Genomic DNA, 18,166 nt, shown 5'->3' with positions numbered 1-18,166 from the left:
CTAGAACCGAACCGCCTCTCCGGTCTCCAGCGCCTGTTGCGCGGCCAGACCCATGCGCACAGCCCACATCCCGTCCTGCAGAGTCACTTCGGGGGCGGGTTTGTCGCCCCGCAGGACGGCTAGGAACTCTTGATGCTGATAGAAAGTAGACCCGTTATGGTCACCCGCAGCCAATAGCGTTGGATCGACCGGAATATCCGTGGCAACCGGCCCTTTGGGATGGCGCGGGCTGACAATCAGTTGCGGCACCGGTGCATCGCCAAGATGCTCGGGCCAGAAACGGCCCGGTCCGGGCACCAGCGCCTCGATCTTCGCGTCCGGCCCGACGGCCGAGATCTCCTCCTGATACCGCGCGCCTTCTGCGAACATGCACAGCTCCAGCATGGCACGCGCGCCCGAGGCGAAATCGACCATGACATAGCCGTGGTCCAGAATGTCGGGTGTTTCTCCGTCATACGCCTCGTCCAAATGATTGACAGCCTGCCCCCCGCTTGCTGTCACGCGCACAGGGTCTGATTGCAGGATCAGGCGCATGAGGTCGAAGAAGTGACAGCATTTCTCGACAAAGGTTCCGCCCGTATTACGGTTGAAGCGATTCCAGTTGCCGACCTTTTCCAGAAAGGGAAAGCGGTGCTCTTTGATGGTCAGCATTTTAACGCCGCCAGTCACCTGCGCCCCCTCAATTAAGGCCGCGATGGGCGGCATATAGCGATACTCCATCGCCACCCAGATCGGATGAGGGTAGTCGCGCTGGATGGCGTCAAGCCGCGCCGCATCTGCAGGGTCGGTGAACAGAGGTTTCTCGACCAGCAAAGGCAAGGGCCGCACCCTCGCGATCTGCTTGATCTGATCCACGTGCAAATGATTAGGGCTGGCAATCACGATGCAGTCCAGATCATCTACGGCCAGCAGATCTTCGACCGAACCCACCATCTGCGCATCCGGTACAATCGTCTGCGCCGCCTTGGCCATCGCGGCGTCGGGCTCAAAGATCGCTGAGACGCGCGTACCTTCCAGCAACGCGATATTATGCAGGTGTTCCTGCCCCATCATGCCGCATCCGATCAGCCCGTAGTGGATGGTCCGGGTCATGCGCGTTTCCTTCTACTTCAGACGTTGGACATAGGTGGCCCGATCCGGATCGAACCACGTTTTTGAAAACTCGACCGGTTCTGGCCCCTCGGACCAACTGAACCGTTCAATGTAACCGGCCGCTTCGCCAGCGGGTTTGGTGAAGGTCTCAGGCGTCCACTGGGGCAACGCACGGACCGAAACCCGATCCTCGGCCCGCGTGATCCAGAACCCAAGCTGCTGTTGGTAATAGCGATAAAGCGAATCCGAAAGCAGCGTCTGATCGACCTTTCCGGCGGACTCATCCAGCCAGATTTCCTCGACCGCGATGATTGTGTCATTCAAATAGCGCATCCGGCGCACTCGCGAGCCTGTGGTCGAGGTGCCAAACTCCGGCAGATCGGAGGGTTTTTCCAGATGATCCACCGACAGGATATCCGCGCGCGGCAGCCCCCCGCCCTCGGGCAGCTCCAGCCGGAACATCGCATAAACGCTGTTCTGCGTCCCGGTCTCGCGGATGTAATTGCCCGAGCCTTGGATACGCTCCAACATCCCTTTTTTCTCAAGCTCCGCCAGCGATTTTCGCAGCGTCCCGACCGAGACATTGAGATTCGCAGCCATGTCCCGTTCGGGCGGCAAACGCTCGCCGTCGATCAGCCGACCCGCGGCAATGTCGCGGATAAGAAGCTCGGCGATCTGCACATAGATCGGCAGCGCGTTGGGGTTGCGGCTGTTGGCAGTCATTTTCGGAGTGCTTCACCGAGTCGCAGAAAAAATTGATACACTATTGATCTACATCAAAGTGATTGCTACGCAAGAGGAAAGTCAAAAGATGCACGGAGAACGAATCAAATGACCATCGTCCCCATCACATCCCCCGATCTGGATGCGGCCGAGGTTTCGTGGTTCGCCGCTTTGTGCTCAGACGATTATCAGTTTCTGGGTGTCCCGGATGGTGACCTCCGGTCGAGTTGGGAGCATTGTTCCGGCATCGTCCGCGAGGCCGAGGCGCAAGGGTTCCGAAACATCCTGTGCCCGTCTTCTTATCAGGTCGGTCAGGATACGCTGAGTTTCGTGGCAGGCTGCGCGCCGATCACGGACCGGATAAACCTGCTGGCTGCTGTGCGTTGTGGCGAGATGCAGCCGATCATGCTGGCCCGCACCATTGCGACGCTGGATCACATGCTGCAAGGGCGGCTGACGGTGAATATCATCTCGTCCGATTTCCCCGGCGAAAAGGCCGACAGCGCGTTCCGCTATCAGCGGTCCCGCGAGGTGGTCGAGATCCTCAAGCAAGCGTGGACACAGGATGAGATCAACCATGCGGGTGAGGTCTATAACTTCTCGGGCCTGACCACCGATCCGGCCAAGCCTTATCAGACCGGCGGTCCACTACTGTATTTTGGAGGCTATTCTCCGTCCGCTTTGGACCTTTGTGGCGAGCATTGCGACGTCTACCTGATGTGGCCCGAAACCAAGGATCAACTGGCCGAGCGGATGAAGGCCGTTCACGCAGTGGCTGAAAACTACAACCGCACGTTGGACTACGGCCTGCGCGTTCACATGATCGTCCGCGATACCGAGGCTGAAGCGCAGGAATATGCGGACTACATCGTTTCGAAGCTGGATGACGAATATGGCCGTGCGATCCGGGAACGGGCGCTGGATTCGACCTCTCTGGGCGTGGCGCATCAGGCCAAGAACCGCGATCTGGCGGATGAGTATGGCTATGTAGAACCGGGCCTGTGGACAGGTGTTGGCCGCGCGCGCTCGGGCTGTGGGGCAGCTTTGGTCGGATCGACCGATCAGGTGATGTCCAAGATCGAAGAATATCAAAAGATGGGTATCCGCGCTTTCATCTTCTCAGGCTATCCGCACATGGATGAGGCCAAGCATTTCGGGGCCCGCGTCCTGCCTAATCTGAAAACCTGCTCGCTGCCCGAAAAATACGGGCGCGTGCCTGCAAAAACCCCGGCCACCCCGCTGGGCGCCGGAGTTCGCCGCTGATGCACCGTGTGAAACTATCCAACTCGCTGGAACTGAGCCGCATCGTTTATGGCATGTGGCGTATCGGGGATGACGATGACACCTCGGCCGCGCATGTCGAGGCCAAGATACAGGCTTGTCTGGATCAGGGGATCACCAGTTTCGATCAGGCGGATATCTACGGCGACTACACGGCCGAAGGCATTCTGGGTGCCGCCCTGCGCGCCAACCCGGCCCTGCGGTCAAAGATGGAGATCGTCACCAAATGCGATATCGTCGCGCCCTGCGGACGGTATTCGGACGCGAAGGTCAAGTACTACGACACCTCGCGCGCGCATATCCTGAAATCGGTCGAAACCTCTTTGGCCGAGATGGCCATCGACCACATAGACCTGTTGCTGATCCACCGTCCTGATCCGTTCATGGACCACCATGAAACCGGCGCAGCACTGGATGAGGTGGTCGCCAGCGGCAAGGTGCGCGCTGTCGGCGTGTCGAACTTCCGTCCCTGGGACTGGAGCCTGCTGCAATCGGCGATGAAGACGCCGTTGGTCACCAACCAGATCGAGTTGTCTCTGGGCCAGATCGACCCTTTCACCAATGGCGATCTTGCCTTTCATCAACAGCACGGTCAGCACGTTATGGCGTGGTCTCCGCTGGGGGGTGGGTTGCTGATGGCCGGAAACCCTCCGGTCGGCATAGTTGCAGATGAGATAGCTGCCGAATTCGGCGTGGATCGCGCGGCAGTCGCCATCGCTTTCCTATTGGCGCACCCCGCGGGAATTCTGCCGGTTATGGGCACGAACAATCAGGACCGGATCAAAAGCATCTCGGACGCATTGAAAGTAAATCTGGATCGCGAAAACTGGTTCCGCCTTTACGAGGCGGCGCTGGGGCATGAGGTACCATGATGAACGCAATCTCAAAGGACATCACTCACACATTCGTCCCGCATAAAGATGACACCCGCACCTTGCGGGACGCTTTTGGCAAGTTTGCGACCGGCGTGACTATCGTCACCTGTGACAGCGACGATGGTCCGGTCTGCATCACCGCCAACAGCTTTTCATCGCTGTCGCTGGACCCCCCGCTGGTGATGTGGGCCGGAGACCGAAATTCGCGCCGGTTCCCCTATTTCCACAAGGCGCGCCATTTCAGCGTGCACGTGCTATCGTCGGAGCAGGCCGATCTGTGTTTTGGCTGCTCTAAAGACGCGTTCGCCCTGCGGGATATCGACCACGACCGCTGCGGGAACGGAACACCTCTGCTGCCGGATTGTCTGGCGCGGTTTGAGTGTGAACAGCACGCCTATCACGATGCAGGTGATCATGTGATCGTGGTGGGCAAAGTCCTGAAAGTCAGCATGGCGGACGGAGACGCGCTGACATTCTACGCCGGGAAACTCGGCCAATTTGCGCAGCACTAAGCGCGATTTGACGACCGCGGGACAAACCTGCGGCTGAACAAGGGAGGATCCGCATGGGCGGACTGGCAACGGCGCTTGCGCCGATTGCATTCGTGAACGAAACCGTGCTGCGTTTGGGCCGCGCGGTTGGTGTCGTTGCGATTGCATTGATGGTGATCGCAATCCTGATTCAGGTGTTCTTCCGATACGTTTTAGGCAACGCCCTGCCCTGGCCGGACGAAGCCGCGCGCTTCTGCATGTTGTGGATGACCGGGCTGATGGCTCCTACCGCGTTTCGGCGCGGCGGGTTTGTCGCCATTGATATGCTGCCCATGATGCTGCCGCGCGTGCTGGGGCAGGTGTTGATGCTGTTTCTGCTTTTCGTCTCGCTGGCGGTGTTGGCCGTCGCCGTGAATATCGGCTGGTCCGAGGTCACGGGTTTTGGCGGCCGCTTCGCCACGGCGGCGCTCTATATTCCGACCTCGCTGGGGTTTGACGAGTGGTACCGCGTCCCGCGCAGCTGGATGATGGCATCGTTGCTGGTGGGGGTCATACTTCTGCTGGTCGTCAATATCGAGCTTATCCTGCGGTCGATCGTCAAGATGATGGGCGGCGGAGACCTGCTACCCGAAATCGCAGATGCACCGGTGGGGGCTGAATAGATGCTGATCTGGTTCCTGCCCACCTTCTTGATTTTCCTGATGATCGGCCTGCCGGTCTTTTTCGCACTTCTGGCCGCGCCCGGCATTTTGCTTTGGCTGAACGGCCAAACCAACGACATCACGCTGCTGTACCGGAACGTCTATAACGGTATGGACAGCTTCCCGTTGATGGCGATCCCCTTCTTCATGCTGGCCGGAGAGTTGATGAACCGTGGTGGCATCACCATTCGTCTGGTCGAGTTCTCTCAGGCCCTGATGGGGCACCTGCGCGGCGGTCTGGCCCATGTGAATGTCCTGAGTTCGATCCTGTTTGCCGGCCTGTCGGGCTCGGCGGTCGCCGATACCTCGGCACTGGGCTCGATGCTGATCCCAGCGATGGAGAAACAGGGCTATACCCGCCGCTTCGCCGCTGCGATCACAGCGGCCAGTTCGGTGATCGGGCCAATCATTCCGCCCTCGGGCATCATGATCATCTATGCCTACGTGATGGGTGAAAGCGTGGCCGCCCTGTTTTTGGCAGGCATTGTTCCAGGCGTGATGGTTGGCGTCGGCCTGATGCTGATGATCAAAGTCATGGCCGACAAATACGACTTCCCCGTCGCCAGCCGCAAATACACATGGTCCGAGCGTCGTCAGGCAAGCCTCAAAGCGTTCTTCCCGCTGCTGACCCCCGTCATCATTCTGGGGGGCATCCTCGGCGGCATCTTCACCCCGACCGAGGCTGCTGCGGTCGCTGTAGGCTATGCATTCATCATCGGTTTCTTCGTCCTGCGCACGCTGACCCTGAAAGAAGTGCCCGAGATCCTCAGCAATGCGGGTCTGACCTCCGCGGTGGTTTTGCTGCTGGTGGGCGCTGCGATGGCATTCAAGACCGTGGTCAGCCTTAGCCACGCGCCTGAACAACTGGCGGCACTGATCCTTGGCCTGTCGGAAAATCCGCTGATCCTGCTGTTCCTGATCAACCTGCTGCTGTTCGTCGTCGGCATGTTTCTGGATGCAGGCCCCGCGATCATCATCCTTGGCCCCATCCTTGCGCCCATTTTCACAAGCCTCGGCGTGGACCCGATCCATTTTGCTATTATCATGAGCGTCAACCTGACCGTCGGCCTGGCCACTCCGCCCATGGGGTTGGTGCTGTTCGTGGCCGCCGCCGTATCGCGCGAAAAGGTCGAAACCATTGCCAAGGCGATCCTGCCGTTTCTGGCTGTCGAAATCATAGTGATCTTCCTGATCACCTATGTCCCCGCACTATCCATGACGATCCCGAGGATAACGGGATTTGCAAACTGAACTGAGTATCACAGGGAGGAAACGAATGCTCAGAGACTTCATCAAAACCGCTGCGGTGGCCACCTCGCTGGTGGCCGCATCCGCACTAGCTGCAACGGCTGCTGATTACACCCTGCGCGCCACAGCGAACTCAAACGAAAACGACGAAGACTATGATGGTCTGATCGTCTTCAAGAACTACGTCGAGGCTGCCTCGAACGGTGCCATCGAGGTCGAATTGTTCATCGGCACCCAATTGTGCTCGAACGGGGCCGAGTGCCTGCAAGGCGTGGCCGACGGTACGATCGACATCTATATCTCCACTTCGGGCGGCGCGTCAGGCATCTTCCCCTACGTGCAGGTTCTGGACCTGCCCTATCTAATGGCCGATGACCGCGTCGCCGAGCATGTCTTGTCCGGCGATTTCACCCGCAAGGTACGCGACATGGCGCTTGAGGATTCCGGTGGCGCGATCCGTCTGATGACCATCGGCAACACCGGCGGCTGGCGCAACTTCGCCAACACCCAGCGTCGCATCGCTGAGCCAGCCGATATGGAAGGTCTGAAAATCCGCACCGTGGTCGCAGACCTGCCTCAGGAGCTGGTCAAGGCACTTGGTGCATCGCCTACTCCGATCCCATGGCCGGAACTGTTCACCAGCTTCCAGACCGGTGTGGTTGAAGGGTCCAAGAACGGCATCACCGACATCATGGGTATGAAATTCCCCGATGCCGGTCTGCAATACGTCACGCTGGACGGCCACGCCTATATGGGTGCGTTGTGGTGGATGAATAACGCCAAGTTCCAGGAGATGCCCGAGGACATGCGCCGCGTGGTGGTCGATGGGTTCTATGCTCTGCAGCAGGCCACCTTTGCCTCGCCCAAGCGCAAGTCGATCCAGGCCTATGAAGATTTCGTCGCCGGTGGCGGGGATCTCTATGTGCCGACACCCGACCAGAAAGCTGCGTTCAAAGAGGCCGCAACGCCGGTTTATGACTGGTTCCAGTCCAACGTGGCCCGCGGGGACGAGGTGTTCAACGCCCTGACCGAAGCGGTTGCTGCAGCCGAGGCTGATATCAACGCCTCTCGCGATGCGGATCTGAACTAAGCGAAAGGGGCCGGGCGCTTCGTCCGGCCCTTACCGAAACGGGTACATCCACCCTTTGTAGTCGTTGACCAGAACATGCGCTCTTTCAATCTGCTCCGGCGACATTTTCTTGACCACTTCCTCAAGGCTGATCGCCGCATCGGGATCACCGCCAATCGCGCTGAGCGTGTACCACATATACGCCCGCACCAGATCGGGCGCGGGCATGCCCAGACCCAGCTCATAATACCAACCGACGCCCGATTGCGCACCCGGATGTCCCTTCATCGAAGCACGCAGATACCAATCAAACGCCCGCTCGTAATCCTGCTCGACCCCCAGCCCAAGGCCGTACATGACGCCGATCAGTTCCTCGGCCTCGGCATTGCCGGACCGCGCGGCTGGCATCAGTTCCTCGCGCGCGGCCTCGAACTCCCCGGCCTCCATCATGTCACGCGCCTGTTCCAGTTCGGCCAGCGCCGGGGTGGCAAGACAGCAAAGGGCAAATACAAGCTGGCGCATTGGGTTTTCTTCCTTTTCGTCGGGGCGGCTGCGGCTCAGGATTTGCCGCGCCCGCTGACCGATGATGACTTTATCCTCTTTGATATGGAACAGGCTGCCATCGGTCATCAACTGTTTTACGACCCGATCCTGTCGGGCAATCAGAACATATCCTGCGCCCACTGCCATCACCCCGATTTCGGCACGTCGGACGGGTTGTCTTTGGGGATCGGTGAAGGCGGACAGGGTCTGGGACCGGACCGCATGCCCGGCGTGGGCGCAGAAAAGATCCGCAAGCGCATCCCGCGCAATTCACCGGGGCTTTGGAACCTTGGAGCAAAAGAGCTTCACACCGTATTCCACGATGGCCGCCTGAGTATCTCGGATGTCTACGGCAACGGATTCAATTCTCCGGCCCAGGAATGGTTGCCTGAGGGGCTGAACTCGCTGCTCGCCGCACAGGCGCTGTTCCCGCTGACCTCGCAATTCGAAATGGCCGGCAATGTCGGCGAAAATCAGGTGACCGGAGCGGTTGCCGACCGGATTGATCTGGGCTGGCCGATCCTTGCCAAGCGCGTGCGCACCGATCCGCGCTATGGCCCGGCCATGGTCGCCGCTTTTGATGAGGTCAACATGACCGAGGACATTACAATCACCCAGATCGCCAACGCCTTAGCCGCGTTCATGGCGGTTGAATGGCGCAGCACCGACAGCGCGTTCGATCAATACCTCGCGGGTGACTCCTCGGCGCTGACGGCAGAGCAGAAAGACGGGATGGACCTGTTCTACGGCAAGGCGAGTTGCGCCTCGTGCCACTCCGGCCCGCTTATGTCTGATCAGAAATTTCACGCCTTGGCCCTGCCCCCTTTTGGGCCGGGCCGCACGCGGCAATGGGACCCCTATGTGCGTGACGTTGGCCGCATGGGGGAAAGCGACCGCTTGGAAGATGCTTACCGCTTTCGCACTCCGATGTTGCGAAACGTCGCTCTGACGGCGCCCTATGGGCATAATGGAGCATTTCCGGACCTAGAAAGCATGATACGCCACCACCTGAATCCAGAACGCAGCCTGTCACAATGGACCCGTGATATGGCTAACCTGCCGAACGTTCCTTGGTTGCACAAAGCCGATTTCGTCGTCTGGGACGACCGGTTGGAAATGGCGCGTGTGCGCGGCAAGATGGACATCACGCCATTGGAATTGTCCGAAGCTGACATCGCAAGTCTCGTGGCATTCCTCAACGCACTGACGGGATCCAGCGTGGACTCTCCACCATTCGGGGTACCGAAAGGCTTCGTTCCCTAAGATAAACCCCCGCCAAGGCGGGGGTTTTCTTTTTATTCCGCCGCTTCCGCGTACGCGTCCATTGGAGGGCATGTGCAAACGAGGTTTCGGTCTCCGTATGCGTTGTCGACGCGGTTGACGGGGGACCAGTATTTGTCGACGCCCATGGAGCCCGGAGGGAAACAGGCCTGTTCGCGGCTATAGGGCCGGTCCCAGTCGCCGACCAGATCGCGCACCGTGTGGGGGGCGTTCTTCAACGGGTTGTTCTCCGCGTCGATCTTGCCGTCGATGATATCCTGCGCTTCGGATCGGATCGAGAGCATGGCGTCGCAGAAGCGGTCCAACTCATCCTTGGGCTCAGATTCCGTGGGCTCCACCATCAGGGTGCCGGCAACCGGCCAGCTCATCGTCGGGGCGTGGAAACCTGAATCGACCAGACGTTTGGCGATGTCGTCGACGGTCACATGCGCCTCGGCGTCCAGCGGACGGGTGTCGAGGATGCATTCATGCGCGACCCGACCGGTCTCGGAGGTGTAGAGGATCGGATAGGCATCCTGCAGACGCGCTGCGATATAGTTGGCGTTCAGGATCGCAACCTTGGTCGCCTGCGTCAGACCCGCGCCACCCATCAGCAGCACATAGGCCCAGCTCACTGGAAGGATCGAGGGAGAGCCAAAAGGCGCCGCCGAGACCGGCCCCACGGCGGTGCCGTATTCCGGGTGACCGGGCAAGTGCTCTTCAAGGTGTGCCTTGACACCGATCGGGCCCATGCCGGGGCCACCACCGCCATGGGGGATGCAGAAGGTCTTGTGCAGGTTCAGGTGGCTGACATCGCCGCCAATGTCTCCGGGACGCGACAGGCCGACCATGGCGTTCATGTTGGCCCCGTCGATATAGACCTGACCGCCGTGGTCATGGGTGATCTGGCAGACCTCCTGCACGGTGGTCTCGAACACGCCATGGGTCGAGGGGTAGGTGATCATGCAGCCGGCCAGATGATCCGAATGCTTCTCGGCCTTGGCGCGGAAGTCATTCAGGTCGATATTGCCGTTCTCATCCGATTGCACCGGCACCACCTGCCAGCCCACCATCTGCGCCGAGGCCGGGTTGGTCCCGTGCGCCGAGGTTGGGATCAGGCAGACATTGCGGTGCCCTTCGCCGCGGGCGAAGTGATAGTTGCGGATGGTCAGCAGGCCTGCATACTCGCCCTGCGCGCCCGAGTTGGGCTGCTGGGAGATCGCGTCATAGCCGGTGATCTGGCACAGCTTGTCGTTCAGATCGGCAATCATCTCATGATAGCCCTGCGCCTGATCTTCCGGAGCAAAGGGGTGCAGATTGCCGAACTCGGGCCATGTGACCGGGATCATCTCGATCGTCGCGTTCAGCTTCATGGTGCAGGATCCCAGCGGGATCATCGCCCGGTCCAGCGCCAGGTCGCGGTCGGCCAGACGGCGCATATAGCGGGTCATCTCGGCCTCGGCCCGGTTCTTGTGGAAGATCGGGTGAGTCAGATAGGGCGTCTCGCGCAGGGCGTAATCCGGCAGGCGGTACGCCACGTTCGAGCTGTCATCCTGACGGTCGATGCCGAAGGCGCCCCAAACCGCCTCAATCGTCTCGGCGCGGGTCTGTTCATCCAGGCTGATGCCCACTTTCGTCTCGCCGACCTTGCGCAGGTTGATGCCACGGGCAACGGCGGCCTCCATAACGGTGGTCTGCAAGTGGCCGACCTCGACCGTGATGGTGTCAAAGAACACCTCGGGTTCGACCGAGAAGCCCGCCTCTTCCAGACCGGCGGCCATGCGCGAGGTTTTGCGGTGCACCGATTGCGCAATCGCCTTGATGCCGTCGGGGCCGTGATAGACCGCGTACATCGAGGCCATCACCGCCAGCAGCGCCTGCGCGGTACAGACGTTCGAGTTGGCTTTTTCGCGGCGGATATGCTGCTCGCGGGTCTGCAGCGCCAGGCGGTAGGCCTTGTTGCCCCGGCTGTCGATGCTGACACCGATGATCCGGCCCGGCATCGCGCGCTTCAGCTTGTCGGTGGTCGCCATATAGGCGGCATGGGGCCCGCCATAGCCCATCGGCACGCCAAAGCGCTGGGTCGATCCGATGGCGATATCCGCGCCCATCTCACCCGGTGACTTCAGTAGCGCCAGCGACAGGATGTCGGCGGCGACGATGGCAATCGCTTTGTGCTCATGCAGCGCCGCGATCTCGGCGGTGAAGTCGCGCACATGGCCGTGGGTGCCGGGGTATTGGAAGATCGCGCCAAAGACGGCGCCTGCTTCCAGTTGGTCGGGATCGCCCACCTGTACGTCGATGCCCAAGGGCTCGGCGCGGGTTTTGATCACAGCGATGGTCTGCGGGTGGCAGTTGCGGTCGACAAAGAAGGCGGCGTTGTTGGCCTTGGACCGACCACCGCGCTTGGCCATCGCCATGGCCTCAGCCGCGGCGGTGGCTTCGTCCAGCAGCGAGGCATTGGCCACGTCCAGCCCGGTCAGATCGCTGACCATGGTCTGGAAGTTCAACAGCGCCTCAAGCCGGCCCTGGCTGATCTCGGGCTGATAGGGCGTATAGGCGGTGTACCAGGCCGGGTTTTCCAGGATGTTGCGCAGGATTGGCGCCGGCGTGGTGGTGCCGTAATAGCCCTGACCGATCAGCGAGGTCAGAACCTTGTTCTTGCTCGCCACCTCTTTCATGTGGAACAGCGCATCGCGTTCCGTCATCGCCGGACCCCAGTCCAGCGGCTCTTTCTGGCGGATCGCGGGCGGGACGGTGGCGTCGATCAGCGCGTCCAGCGTCTTGAAGCCGATCACCTTGAGCATGTCGCGCATCTCGGTCGGGCTGGGCCCGATATGGCGGCGATTGGCAAAGTCATAGGCTTCGTAGTCGGTCAGTTTGAAAGCCATTGCAGCGCTCCTATGAATAAGTCAGGTCGGGCGGAGACCACGCAGGCCTCCGATACATCATCACGAGCCGGTTCGGCCCGAACGGGCGAAGCCCTGTACAGGGCCCCGGTCTGGATCAGCCGATGAAGGCCTTGTAGCCAGCTTCGTCCATCAGATCTTCGAGTTGCGACGCGTCCGCGATCTTGATCTTGTAGATCCACGCCTCACCCTCGGGGTCTTCGTTCAGCGCGCCGGGATTGTCGGCCAGTGCTTCGTTGACCTCGGTGATCTCGCCATCCACCGGCGCATAGAGTTCCGAGGCCGCCTTGACGGATTCGATCACGCCGATCTCGCCGTCTTTCTCGAACTCGTCACCCACTTCCTGCTGTTCCACGAAGACCACATCGCCCAGCTGCTCGGCGGCGTGCTTGGTGATGCCCAGCGTGGCCGTGTCGCCGTCCACATCCAGCCATTCATGTTCTTCGGAATAATAGGTTGCCATGGTCTTTCTCTCCTGACTTCAACGCTTGTAATTCTGGGTGACGAAGGGCAGCGCCACAACCTCGGCCGGTTGCGGCTTGCCCCGGATGATCAGGTTGACCACCTCGCCCGGCGCGCCATGGCCCGCCGCCACATAGCCCATCGCCACCGGTCCACCCACCGTGGGGCCAAACCCGCCCGAGGTGATCTGGCCAATGCTATTGCCCTCGGCGCATTGGATTTCCACGCCCTGACGTGCAGGCGCTCGACCTGTCGGCTTGATGCCCACCAGCTTGCGTGCAGGCCCGTCGGCCAGTTCCTTTTGGATACGCGCAGCGCCGGGAAAGCCGCCCTCCTCCTTGCGGCGCTTCTGGATTGCCCAAGCCAACGAAGCTTCGATCGGAGAGGTGCTCTGGTCGATGTCATTGCCGTAAAGACACAGCCCCGCCTCCAGCCGCAGGCTGTCGCGCGCGCCCAGACCGGCGGCTTCACAATCCTCATGCGCCAGGAACGCGCGGGTCACTTCTATGGCCTTGTCCTCGGGGATCGAGATCTCGTACCCGTCCTCACCGGTGTAACCCAGGCGTGAGATACGGCATTCAACGCCGTTGATATCCGCCACCGTGGTTTCCATGAACTTCAGATCCCGCGCCGCAGGGCAGAGATCGCCCACCACATCCTCGGCCTTGGGTCCCTGCACCGCAACCAGCGCACGGTCGAAGATCTCGGTCACTTCGACGCCGTCCAGATGTTCGCGCATATGCGGAATGTCCTGATGCCGCAGCGCCGCGTTCACTACCACAAAGTAATGGTCCCCCGCATTCGACACGATCAGGTCATCCATGATCCCGCCGTCTTCGTTCGTAAAAAAACCGTAGCGCGCCTTGCCCTCTTTCAGCGTCGCAAAAGCCTGCGGGCACAAAGCTTCCAGCTTCTCCCCCACATTCTCACCGCGCAGAATCACCTGACCCATATGGCTGACGTCAAACACCGCTGCCCTCTCGCGACACTGCGAATGCTCACCCATAATCCCCAAAGAATACTGAACAGGCATCTCCCACCCAGCAAAATCAACCATCTTCCCGCCCAACTCAACATGCAAGTCATACAAAGGCGTGCGCCGCGGTAATGTCATATCTATAACCTTTCAAAACCTGGCATCCCGTACCGCCGCGTTATTTGCGCTGGTCGCTCAACATGATCCCACCACAAGCTTCCGAGGTCTCAGCCGCAAGTCAACAACCTTAAACACAAGACCCAACTCGGCAGGTGAAACCAGAGGTGTATACGGGCGCATACAGCAGTTTTGTAGCGTATAGGAAACTTTTTTCCGTTACGCAACACTTGAAATTGCCATTGCAACCCAAGTCATTTCTGCTTTCCCGCAAAGCGCGCGCCAAAGGGTGAAATTCCCTGGTTCAAGTCCGAAGCCTCTGGTCCCTCGGTTCAAGCTGTCATAAGACTTCGCCCCGGAAGGGACGGACATGTCACATATAACTCTGATACGCCACGGTCAGGCCAATACCGCCGCGCGGGACGAAGCTGATTACGACAAGCTGAGCGAACTGGGACATCAGCAAGCGCGTTGGCTGGGGGCGCATCTGCGCGACACACAAGCCAACTTTCCTCGGGTCTATTCAGGAACGCTGAAACGCCATTTGGAAACAGCGGCCAGCATGGGTTTTCCGAACCCCGTGCAAGATCCGCGTTTGAACGAGATCGAGTATTTCAACATCGCCAAGCTCTATGAAACACAACACAACGTGGCCGTGCCCACAGACCGCGAAGGGTTTGTGGAACACCTGCCCCGCACATTCGCCGCGTGGGCGAGTGGTGAAATCGCCAACGCACCAGAAACGTTTGAGACCTTCGAAACCCGCGTGCGCGACGCTCTGCACGATATTGGAACCGCAGGGGGCCCTGCGATTGTGGTGACATCAGGCGGGCTGATCTCGATGGTCGTGCGGCAGGCGATGGGGCTGGATATCCCGGCGATGGCGCGTGTGGCGCTTGCCATCATGAATACGTCGATGCATCGTCTGCACCCAATTGGTGCGCAGCTGAGCCCGGTGCTGTTCAATGCAGTGCCGCATCTGGAAGCACCCGATCGGCAATACGCCCAGACCCACCTGTAAGGAGGCCCTTCATGCAGCTTTACTATGCTCCCCGTACGATTTCAGTCGCCGTGGCCATCGCCTTGGAAGAGGCCGGGCTGGAATACGAGGCGATCAAGCTGGATTTCGCAGGCGGTGAGCAGACCAAACCCGCCTACAAGCAAATCAACCCTAAGGGTCGTGTGCCAGCGCTGGTAGTAGACGGAGGTATCCTGACTGAAACGGGCGCACTGTTGGACTATATCGCAACCATAGCGCCCGAGGCCGGGCTTGTGCCCTCTGATCCGATCATGGCCGCGCGGATGCGCGAGGTGATGTACTACCTTGCCTCGACCATGCATGTGAACCACGCCCACAAGATGCGCGGGGCGCGGTGGGCTGACAAGCAATCCAGCTGGAAAGACATGCAGGGTAAGGTAGCGCAGACGATGACCGCGTCCTGCGACTATATCTCCTTGAACGGGCTGCGTGGGCCTTTTGTACTGGGGGATGAGTTCTCGCTGGCGGACGCTTATCTGTATGTGGTCTGCAGTTGGCTCGAGGGCGACGGCGTTGACGTTACAGCCTTTCCCAAGATTATCGCGTTCCGAGACGCGATGGAGGCGCGGGCATCGGTGCAGACCGTACGCGCTGCCGGAATGCTCTGAAAAAGGAACGACGATGACACATCTCTGGGTCCGGGCAGAACAGCGCCCGAACGAAGAACGGGTTGGGCTGACCCCCGAAGGCGCCGCAGCTTTGATCGCCGCAGGCATCCGCGTGACGGTCGAGGAAAGCTCGGTCCGCGCCATCCCGCTGGACGGATATAAGGCGGCCGGGTGTGAGGTCGCAGCTGAGAACTCCTGGCCCCAAGCCCCGCTGGACGCGATAATCTTTGGCCTTAAAGAACTGCCAGAGGACGGCACGCCCCTGCCACATCGCCATATCATGTTCGGCCATGCTTATAAGGGCCAGCATTCTGGACGCGCCCTATTAGAGCGCTTCAAGACCGGGGGCGGAACGCTTTATGATTTGGAATATCTGGTCGACGAAGACGGCCGCCGGGTCGCTGCCTTTGGCTATTGGGCCGGTTATGCGGGCGCGGCGGTGACGCTGAAAACATGGGCTGCGCAGCAGCGGGGGCAGGAATGCCCTCCGGTCGGGGTGTACCCCAACAAAGACGCGCTAAACGCCGAGTTGCTGGCCGAGCTGGACGCCACGGGCACCCGCCCCCGTGCTATCGTCATCGGCGCCTTGGGCCGCGTGGGCACGGGTGCTGCGGATTTGTGCGAGGCGATGGGAGTCACTGTTACAAAGTGGGACATGGCCGAGACCGCCAGCGGTGGACCCTTCCCCGAGATCCTCGACCATGATCTGTTCCTGAACTGCATCTTCGCTCGCCCCGGCACGCCGATCTTTGTCCCGCGCGAGGCGCTCAGCGCACAGCGCAACTTGACCGCCATCGGAGACGTGGCCTGCGATCCGGACAGCGACTATAACCCAGTGCCAGTCTATGACCGGGCGACCACATGGGACGCCCCCGCGCTGCGCGTGGCCACCGACCCGGTGATGGACGTGATGGCCATCGACAACCTGCCCTCGATGCTGCCGGTCGAAAGCTCGGAAGACTATGCCACGCAACTGCTGCCCTCCCTGCTGACCCTGACCGATCTGGACAGCGGCGTCTGGGGCCGCGCACGGGCCGAATTCGTCAAACATTGTTAGGCAAGGCGAACCATGGAACACCTGATCGGGGCAACAGCGGCAATTTTGGGAACAGTATGCTGGTTGCCTCAAACTCTCAAAACTTGGCGCACCCGCGAAACAAAAGACCTGTCCCTTCCCGCCAACTTGCTGATTCTGACCACGCTGACACTGTGGCTGATCTATGGGCTGATGATCGCTGCGTGGCCGTTGATCCTTGGCAATGTGATATCGATCCTACTTGTCGGTGCGATTGTAACTGCGAAACTTAAATTCGGCTGAAAGCCAAAAAGGAGCATACGAATGACCATCCATTGGTGTGGCACCGGCCTGTCGGCCATCCCCGGCCTGCGCCGCCTGATCGAGGGCGGTCACAAAGTCACCGTCTGGAACCGGACCATCGACAAGGCCAAGGCTGAGGTCGGCGACCTGACGGATGACATTCGCGCATTTAACATAGACGCTTTGGGCGCGGTGTTGGAAAAGGGCGATGTGATCGTATCCATGCTACCCGGCGACTGGCATGTACCGCTGGCCGAATTGGCGATCTCCAAAGGCGCGAACTTTGTGTCGTCATCCTATATCGCCCCCGAAATGCGCGCGCTGGATGACAAGGCGCGCGAAGCGGGTGTTGCCCTTGTCAACGAGGTCGGGCTGGATCCGGGCATCGACCACCTGATGGCGCACGCATTGGTCGCTGACTACCGCGCCTCGGATGCTTTTGACGCGCAAAACCACCTGAGCTTCATCTCCTATTGCGGCGGCATCCCCAAAAACCCCAACCCGTTCCGCTATAAATTCAGCTGGTCGCCTCTGGGCGTTCTGAAAGCCCTGCGGTCGCCGTCAAAATCCATCCGCGACTACGCGCCGCTGGACGTTGCCCGCCCGTGGGATGCCATCACCAGCTATATTGCACCGCTACCCGCTCCCGAAAGCTTTGAGGTCTATCCCAACCGGGATTCTCTGCCGTTCATGGCCGAGTACCAATTCGAGGATCACTGGACCGTCAAGGAATTCGTCCGCGGCACTCTGCGCCTGAACGGCTGGGCCGATGCCTGGGCGGACGTATTTACCGAGATCGAGACCCTCTCGGGCCCCGAAGGTGACGCGCGTTTGAAAGAGATGTCGGATCAGTTCTGGGCCGAGAACGCCTATGACGCGGGCGAGCCTGACCGCGTGGTCCTGTGCGTGGGCCTGAAAGCCGAGAAGGACGGCATTCCTGTCTGGCACAAAACCTACGTCATGGACGCGTGGGGCGACGCGCGGGGCACGGCGATGGCGCGCCTTGTCTCAGTGCCGGTGTCACTAGCCGTCGAAGCGGTTCTAAACCGGGCCATTCCAGCCGGGGTTCACGCAGCACCCAGTGACCCGAAACTCGTGGAAACATGGATGGCCGAGATCGACAGGCTGGCACAGCACCTACAGATAGAGACCCACTGCAACTGACCGTTCAGCTTGAAAAGCCATTCCAAGGACCCCGGAATGGCTTTTTCGATAAGACGCTATCCAACCCTGCGTGATGCGGTCAGATATACCTGTCGATTGTTGTTTCGATATCGCTGCGATTGATCCCTAGCTCTGAGAGTTTGCGATCACTGAACCCGTCCAGATATCGTGCGGCACGAACGATATCGGCTCTGATTGCCTGGATCCTCATCGCTCTGTCAAACAGCAACAATGCGCTTTCGGCCGGGGTCAGCCTGCCATTCAATGAAACGTCATCAAACATATTCAGG

Annotated in this window: 19 protein-coding genes; 12 read left to right on the top strand and 7 right to left on the bottom strand. The window is 60.1% G+C overall.

What is annotated here, in order from left to right; genetic code table 11:
- Nucleotides 1-1,092: a Gfo/Idh/MocA family protein gene (locus tag ACR3E7_RS15645; protein WP_480505140.1), complete on the bottom strand. Its 1,092-nt coding sequence runs from the start codon at nt 1,090-1,092 to the stop codon at nt 1-3.
- A 12-nt stretch (nt 1,093-1,104) separates the two neighbouring features.
- Entirely contained in the window at nt 1,105-1,815 is a 711-nt protein-coding gene (locus ACR3E7_RS15640; protein ID WP_480505138.1) for a GntR family transcriptional regulator, read from the bottom strand.
- Nucleotides 1,816-1,923: 108 nt separating this feature from the next.
- On the opposite strand from ACR3E7_RS15640, the gene ACR3E7_RS15635 reads away from it, so the two are divergent.
- The 6 genes from ACR3E7_RS15635 to ACR3E7_RS15610 are packed head-to-tail and all read left to right on the top strand — an operon-like array spanning nt 1,924 to nt 7,501.
- The gene (locus tag ACR3E7_RS15635; RefSeq protein WP_170791360.1) at nt 1,924-3,078 is read left to right on the top strand and encodes an LLM class flavin-dependent oxidoreductase; all 1,155 of its coding nucleotides are present in this window, start codon (nt 1,924-1,926) and stop codon (nt 3,076-3,078) included.
- Nucleotides 3,078-3,968 (top strand): aldo/keto reductase, encoded by an 891-nt coding sequence (locus ACR3E7_RS15630; protein ID WP_480505135.1) that lies wholly within the window; start codon nt 3,078-3,080, stop codon nt 3,966-3,968. The genes ACR3E7_RS15635 and ACR3E7_RS15630 overlap by 1 nt, the downstream gene beginning before the upstream one ends.
- Nucleotides 3,968-4,483, top strand: coding sequence for a flavin reductase family protein (locus ACR3E7_RS15625; RefSeq protein ID WP_170355478.1), 516 nt, complete (start codon nt 3,968-3,970; stop codon nt 4,481-4,483). Before ACR3E7_RS15630 ends, ACR3E7_RS15625 begins: the two co-directional genes overlap by 1 nt.
- A gap of 53 nt (nt 4,484-4,536) precedes the next feature.
- Nucleotides 4,537-5,124 carry a TRAP transporter small permease gene (locus ACR3E7_RS15620; protein WP_170355479.1) on the top strand — a complete coding sequence of 196 codons (588 nt, stop codon included), beginning with the start codon at nt 4,537-4,539 and terminating at the stop codon, nt 5,122-5,124.
- The gene (locus ACR3E7_RS15615) at nt 5,125-6,414 is read left to right on the top strand and encodes a TRAP transporter large permease (protein WP_170783146.1); all 1,290 of its coding nucleotides are present in this window, start codon (nt 5,125-5,127) and stop codon (nt 6,412-6,414) included.
- Between the two features lie 25 nt (nt 6,415-6,439).
- Nucleotides 6,440-7,501: a TRAP transporter substrate-binding protein gene (locus ACR3E7_RS15610; protein ID WP_170355481.1), complete on the top strand. Its 1,062-nt coding sequence runs from the start codon at nt 6,440-6,442 to the stop codon at nt 7,499-7,501.
- Nucleotides 7,502-7,531: 30 nt separating this feature from the next.
- Here ACR3E7_RS15610 and ACR3E7_RS15605 read toward each other — a convergent pair whose 3' ends face one another.
- Nucleotides 7,532-8,002, bottom strand: a complete 471-nt coding sequence (locus ACR3E7_RS15605; RefSeq protein ID WP_170791366.1) for a tetratricopeptide repeat protein — start codon at nt 8,000-8,002, stop codon at nt 7,532-7,534.
- Between the two features lie 84 nt (nt 8,003-8,086).
- On the opposite strand from ACR3E7_RS15605, the gene ACR3E7_RS15600 reads away from it, so the two are divergent.
- Nucleotides 8,087-9,286 carry a cytochrome-c peroxidase gene (locus ACR3E7_RS15600; RefSeq protein ID WP_480505133.1) on the top strand — a complete coding sequence of 400 codons (1,200 nt, stop codon included), beginning with the start codon at nt 8,087-8,089 and terminating at the stop codon, nt 9,284-9,286.
- Between the two features lie 32 nt (nt 9,287-9,318).
- On the opposite strand, the gene gcvP is transcribed toward ACR3E7_RS15600, so the two are convergent.
- From gcvP to gcvT, 3 genes are all read right to left on the bottom strand, one after another.
- Nucleotides 9,319-12,174 (bottom strand): aminomethyl-transferring glycine dehydrogenase, encoded by a 2,856-nt coding sequence (gcvP, locus tag ACR3E7_RS15595; RefSeq protein ID WP_480506172.1) that lies wholly within the window; start codon nt 12,172-12,174, stop codon nt 9,319-9,321.
- Nucleotides 12,175-12,289: 115 nt separating this feature from the next.
- Nucleotides 12,290-12,655, bottom strand: coding sequence for a glycine cleavage system protein GcvH (gene gcvH / locus ACR3E7_RS15590; RefSeq protein ID WP_170775892.1), 366 nt, complete (start codon nt 12,653-12,655; stop codon nt 12,290-12,292).
- 18 nt (nt 12,656-12,673) lie between these two features.
- Nucleotides 12,674-13,768, bottom strand: coding sequence for a glycine cleavage system aminomethyltransferase GcvT (gene gcvT / locus ACR3E7_RS15585; RefSeq protein ID WP_170791787.1), 1,095 nt, complete (start codon nt 13,766-13,768; stop codon nt 12,674-12,676).
- A gap of 349 nt (nt 13,769-14,117) precedes the next feature.
- Between gcvT and ACR3E7_RS15580 the strand changes: the two genes are divergently transcribed.
- Genes ACR3E7_RS15580 through ACR3E7_RS15560 form a run of 5 tightly spaced genes read left to right on the top strand, consistent with a single transcriptional unit; the run spans nt 14,118 to nt 17,876 of the window.
- On the top strand, nt 14,118-14,768 hold the full coding sequence (locus ACR3E7_RS15580; protein ID WP_170791769.1) for a histidine phosphatase family protein: 651 nt from the start codon (nt 14,118-14,120) through the stop codon (nt 14,766-14,768).
- 11 nt (nt 14,769-14,779) lie between these two features.
- Entirely contained in the window at nt 14,780-15,394 is a 615-nt protein-coding gene (locus tag ACR3E7_RS15575; protein WP_480506134.1) for a glutathione S-transferase family protein, read from the top strand.
- A gap of 13 nt (nt 15,395-15,407) precedes the next feature.
- Complete coding sequence (locus tag ACR3E7_RS15570) at nt 15,408-16,451, top strand: saccharopine dehydrogenase (protein ID WP_480506132.1); 1,044 nt, start codon at nt 15,408-15,410, stop codon at nt 16,449-16,451.
- Nucleotides 16,452-16,463: 12 nt separating this feature from the next.
- Nucleotides 16,464-16,712, top strand: a complete 249-nt coding sequence (locus ACR3E7_RS15565) for a SemiSWEET family sugar transporter (protein ID WP_170775820.1) — start codon at nt 16,464-16,466, stop codon at nt 16,710-16,712.
- 21 nt (nt 16,713-16,733) lie between these two features.
- Nucleotides 16,734-17,876 carry a saccharopine dehydrogenase family protein gene (locus ACR3E7_RS15560; protein WP_480506130.1) on the top strand — a complete coding sequence of 381 codons (1,143 nt, stop codon included), beginning with the start codon at nt 16,734-16,736 and terminating at the stop codon, nt 17,874-17,876.
- 79 nt (nt 17,877-17,955) lie between these two features.
- On the opposite strand, the gene ACR3E7_RS15555 is transcribed toward ACR3E7_RS15560, so the two are convergent.
- Nucleotides 17,956-18,159, bottom strand: a complete 204-nt coding sequence (locus ACR3E7_RS15555; protein WP_480506128.1) for a hypothetical protein — start codon at nt 18,157-18,159, stop codon at nt 17,956-17,958.
- Nucleotides 18,160-18,166 lie beyond the last annotated feature (7 nt).

It is taken from the genome of Ruegeria sp. BK1 (genome assembly GCF_056535645.1).
This window is presented reverse-complemented; position numbering and strand designations above follow the sequence as displayed.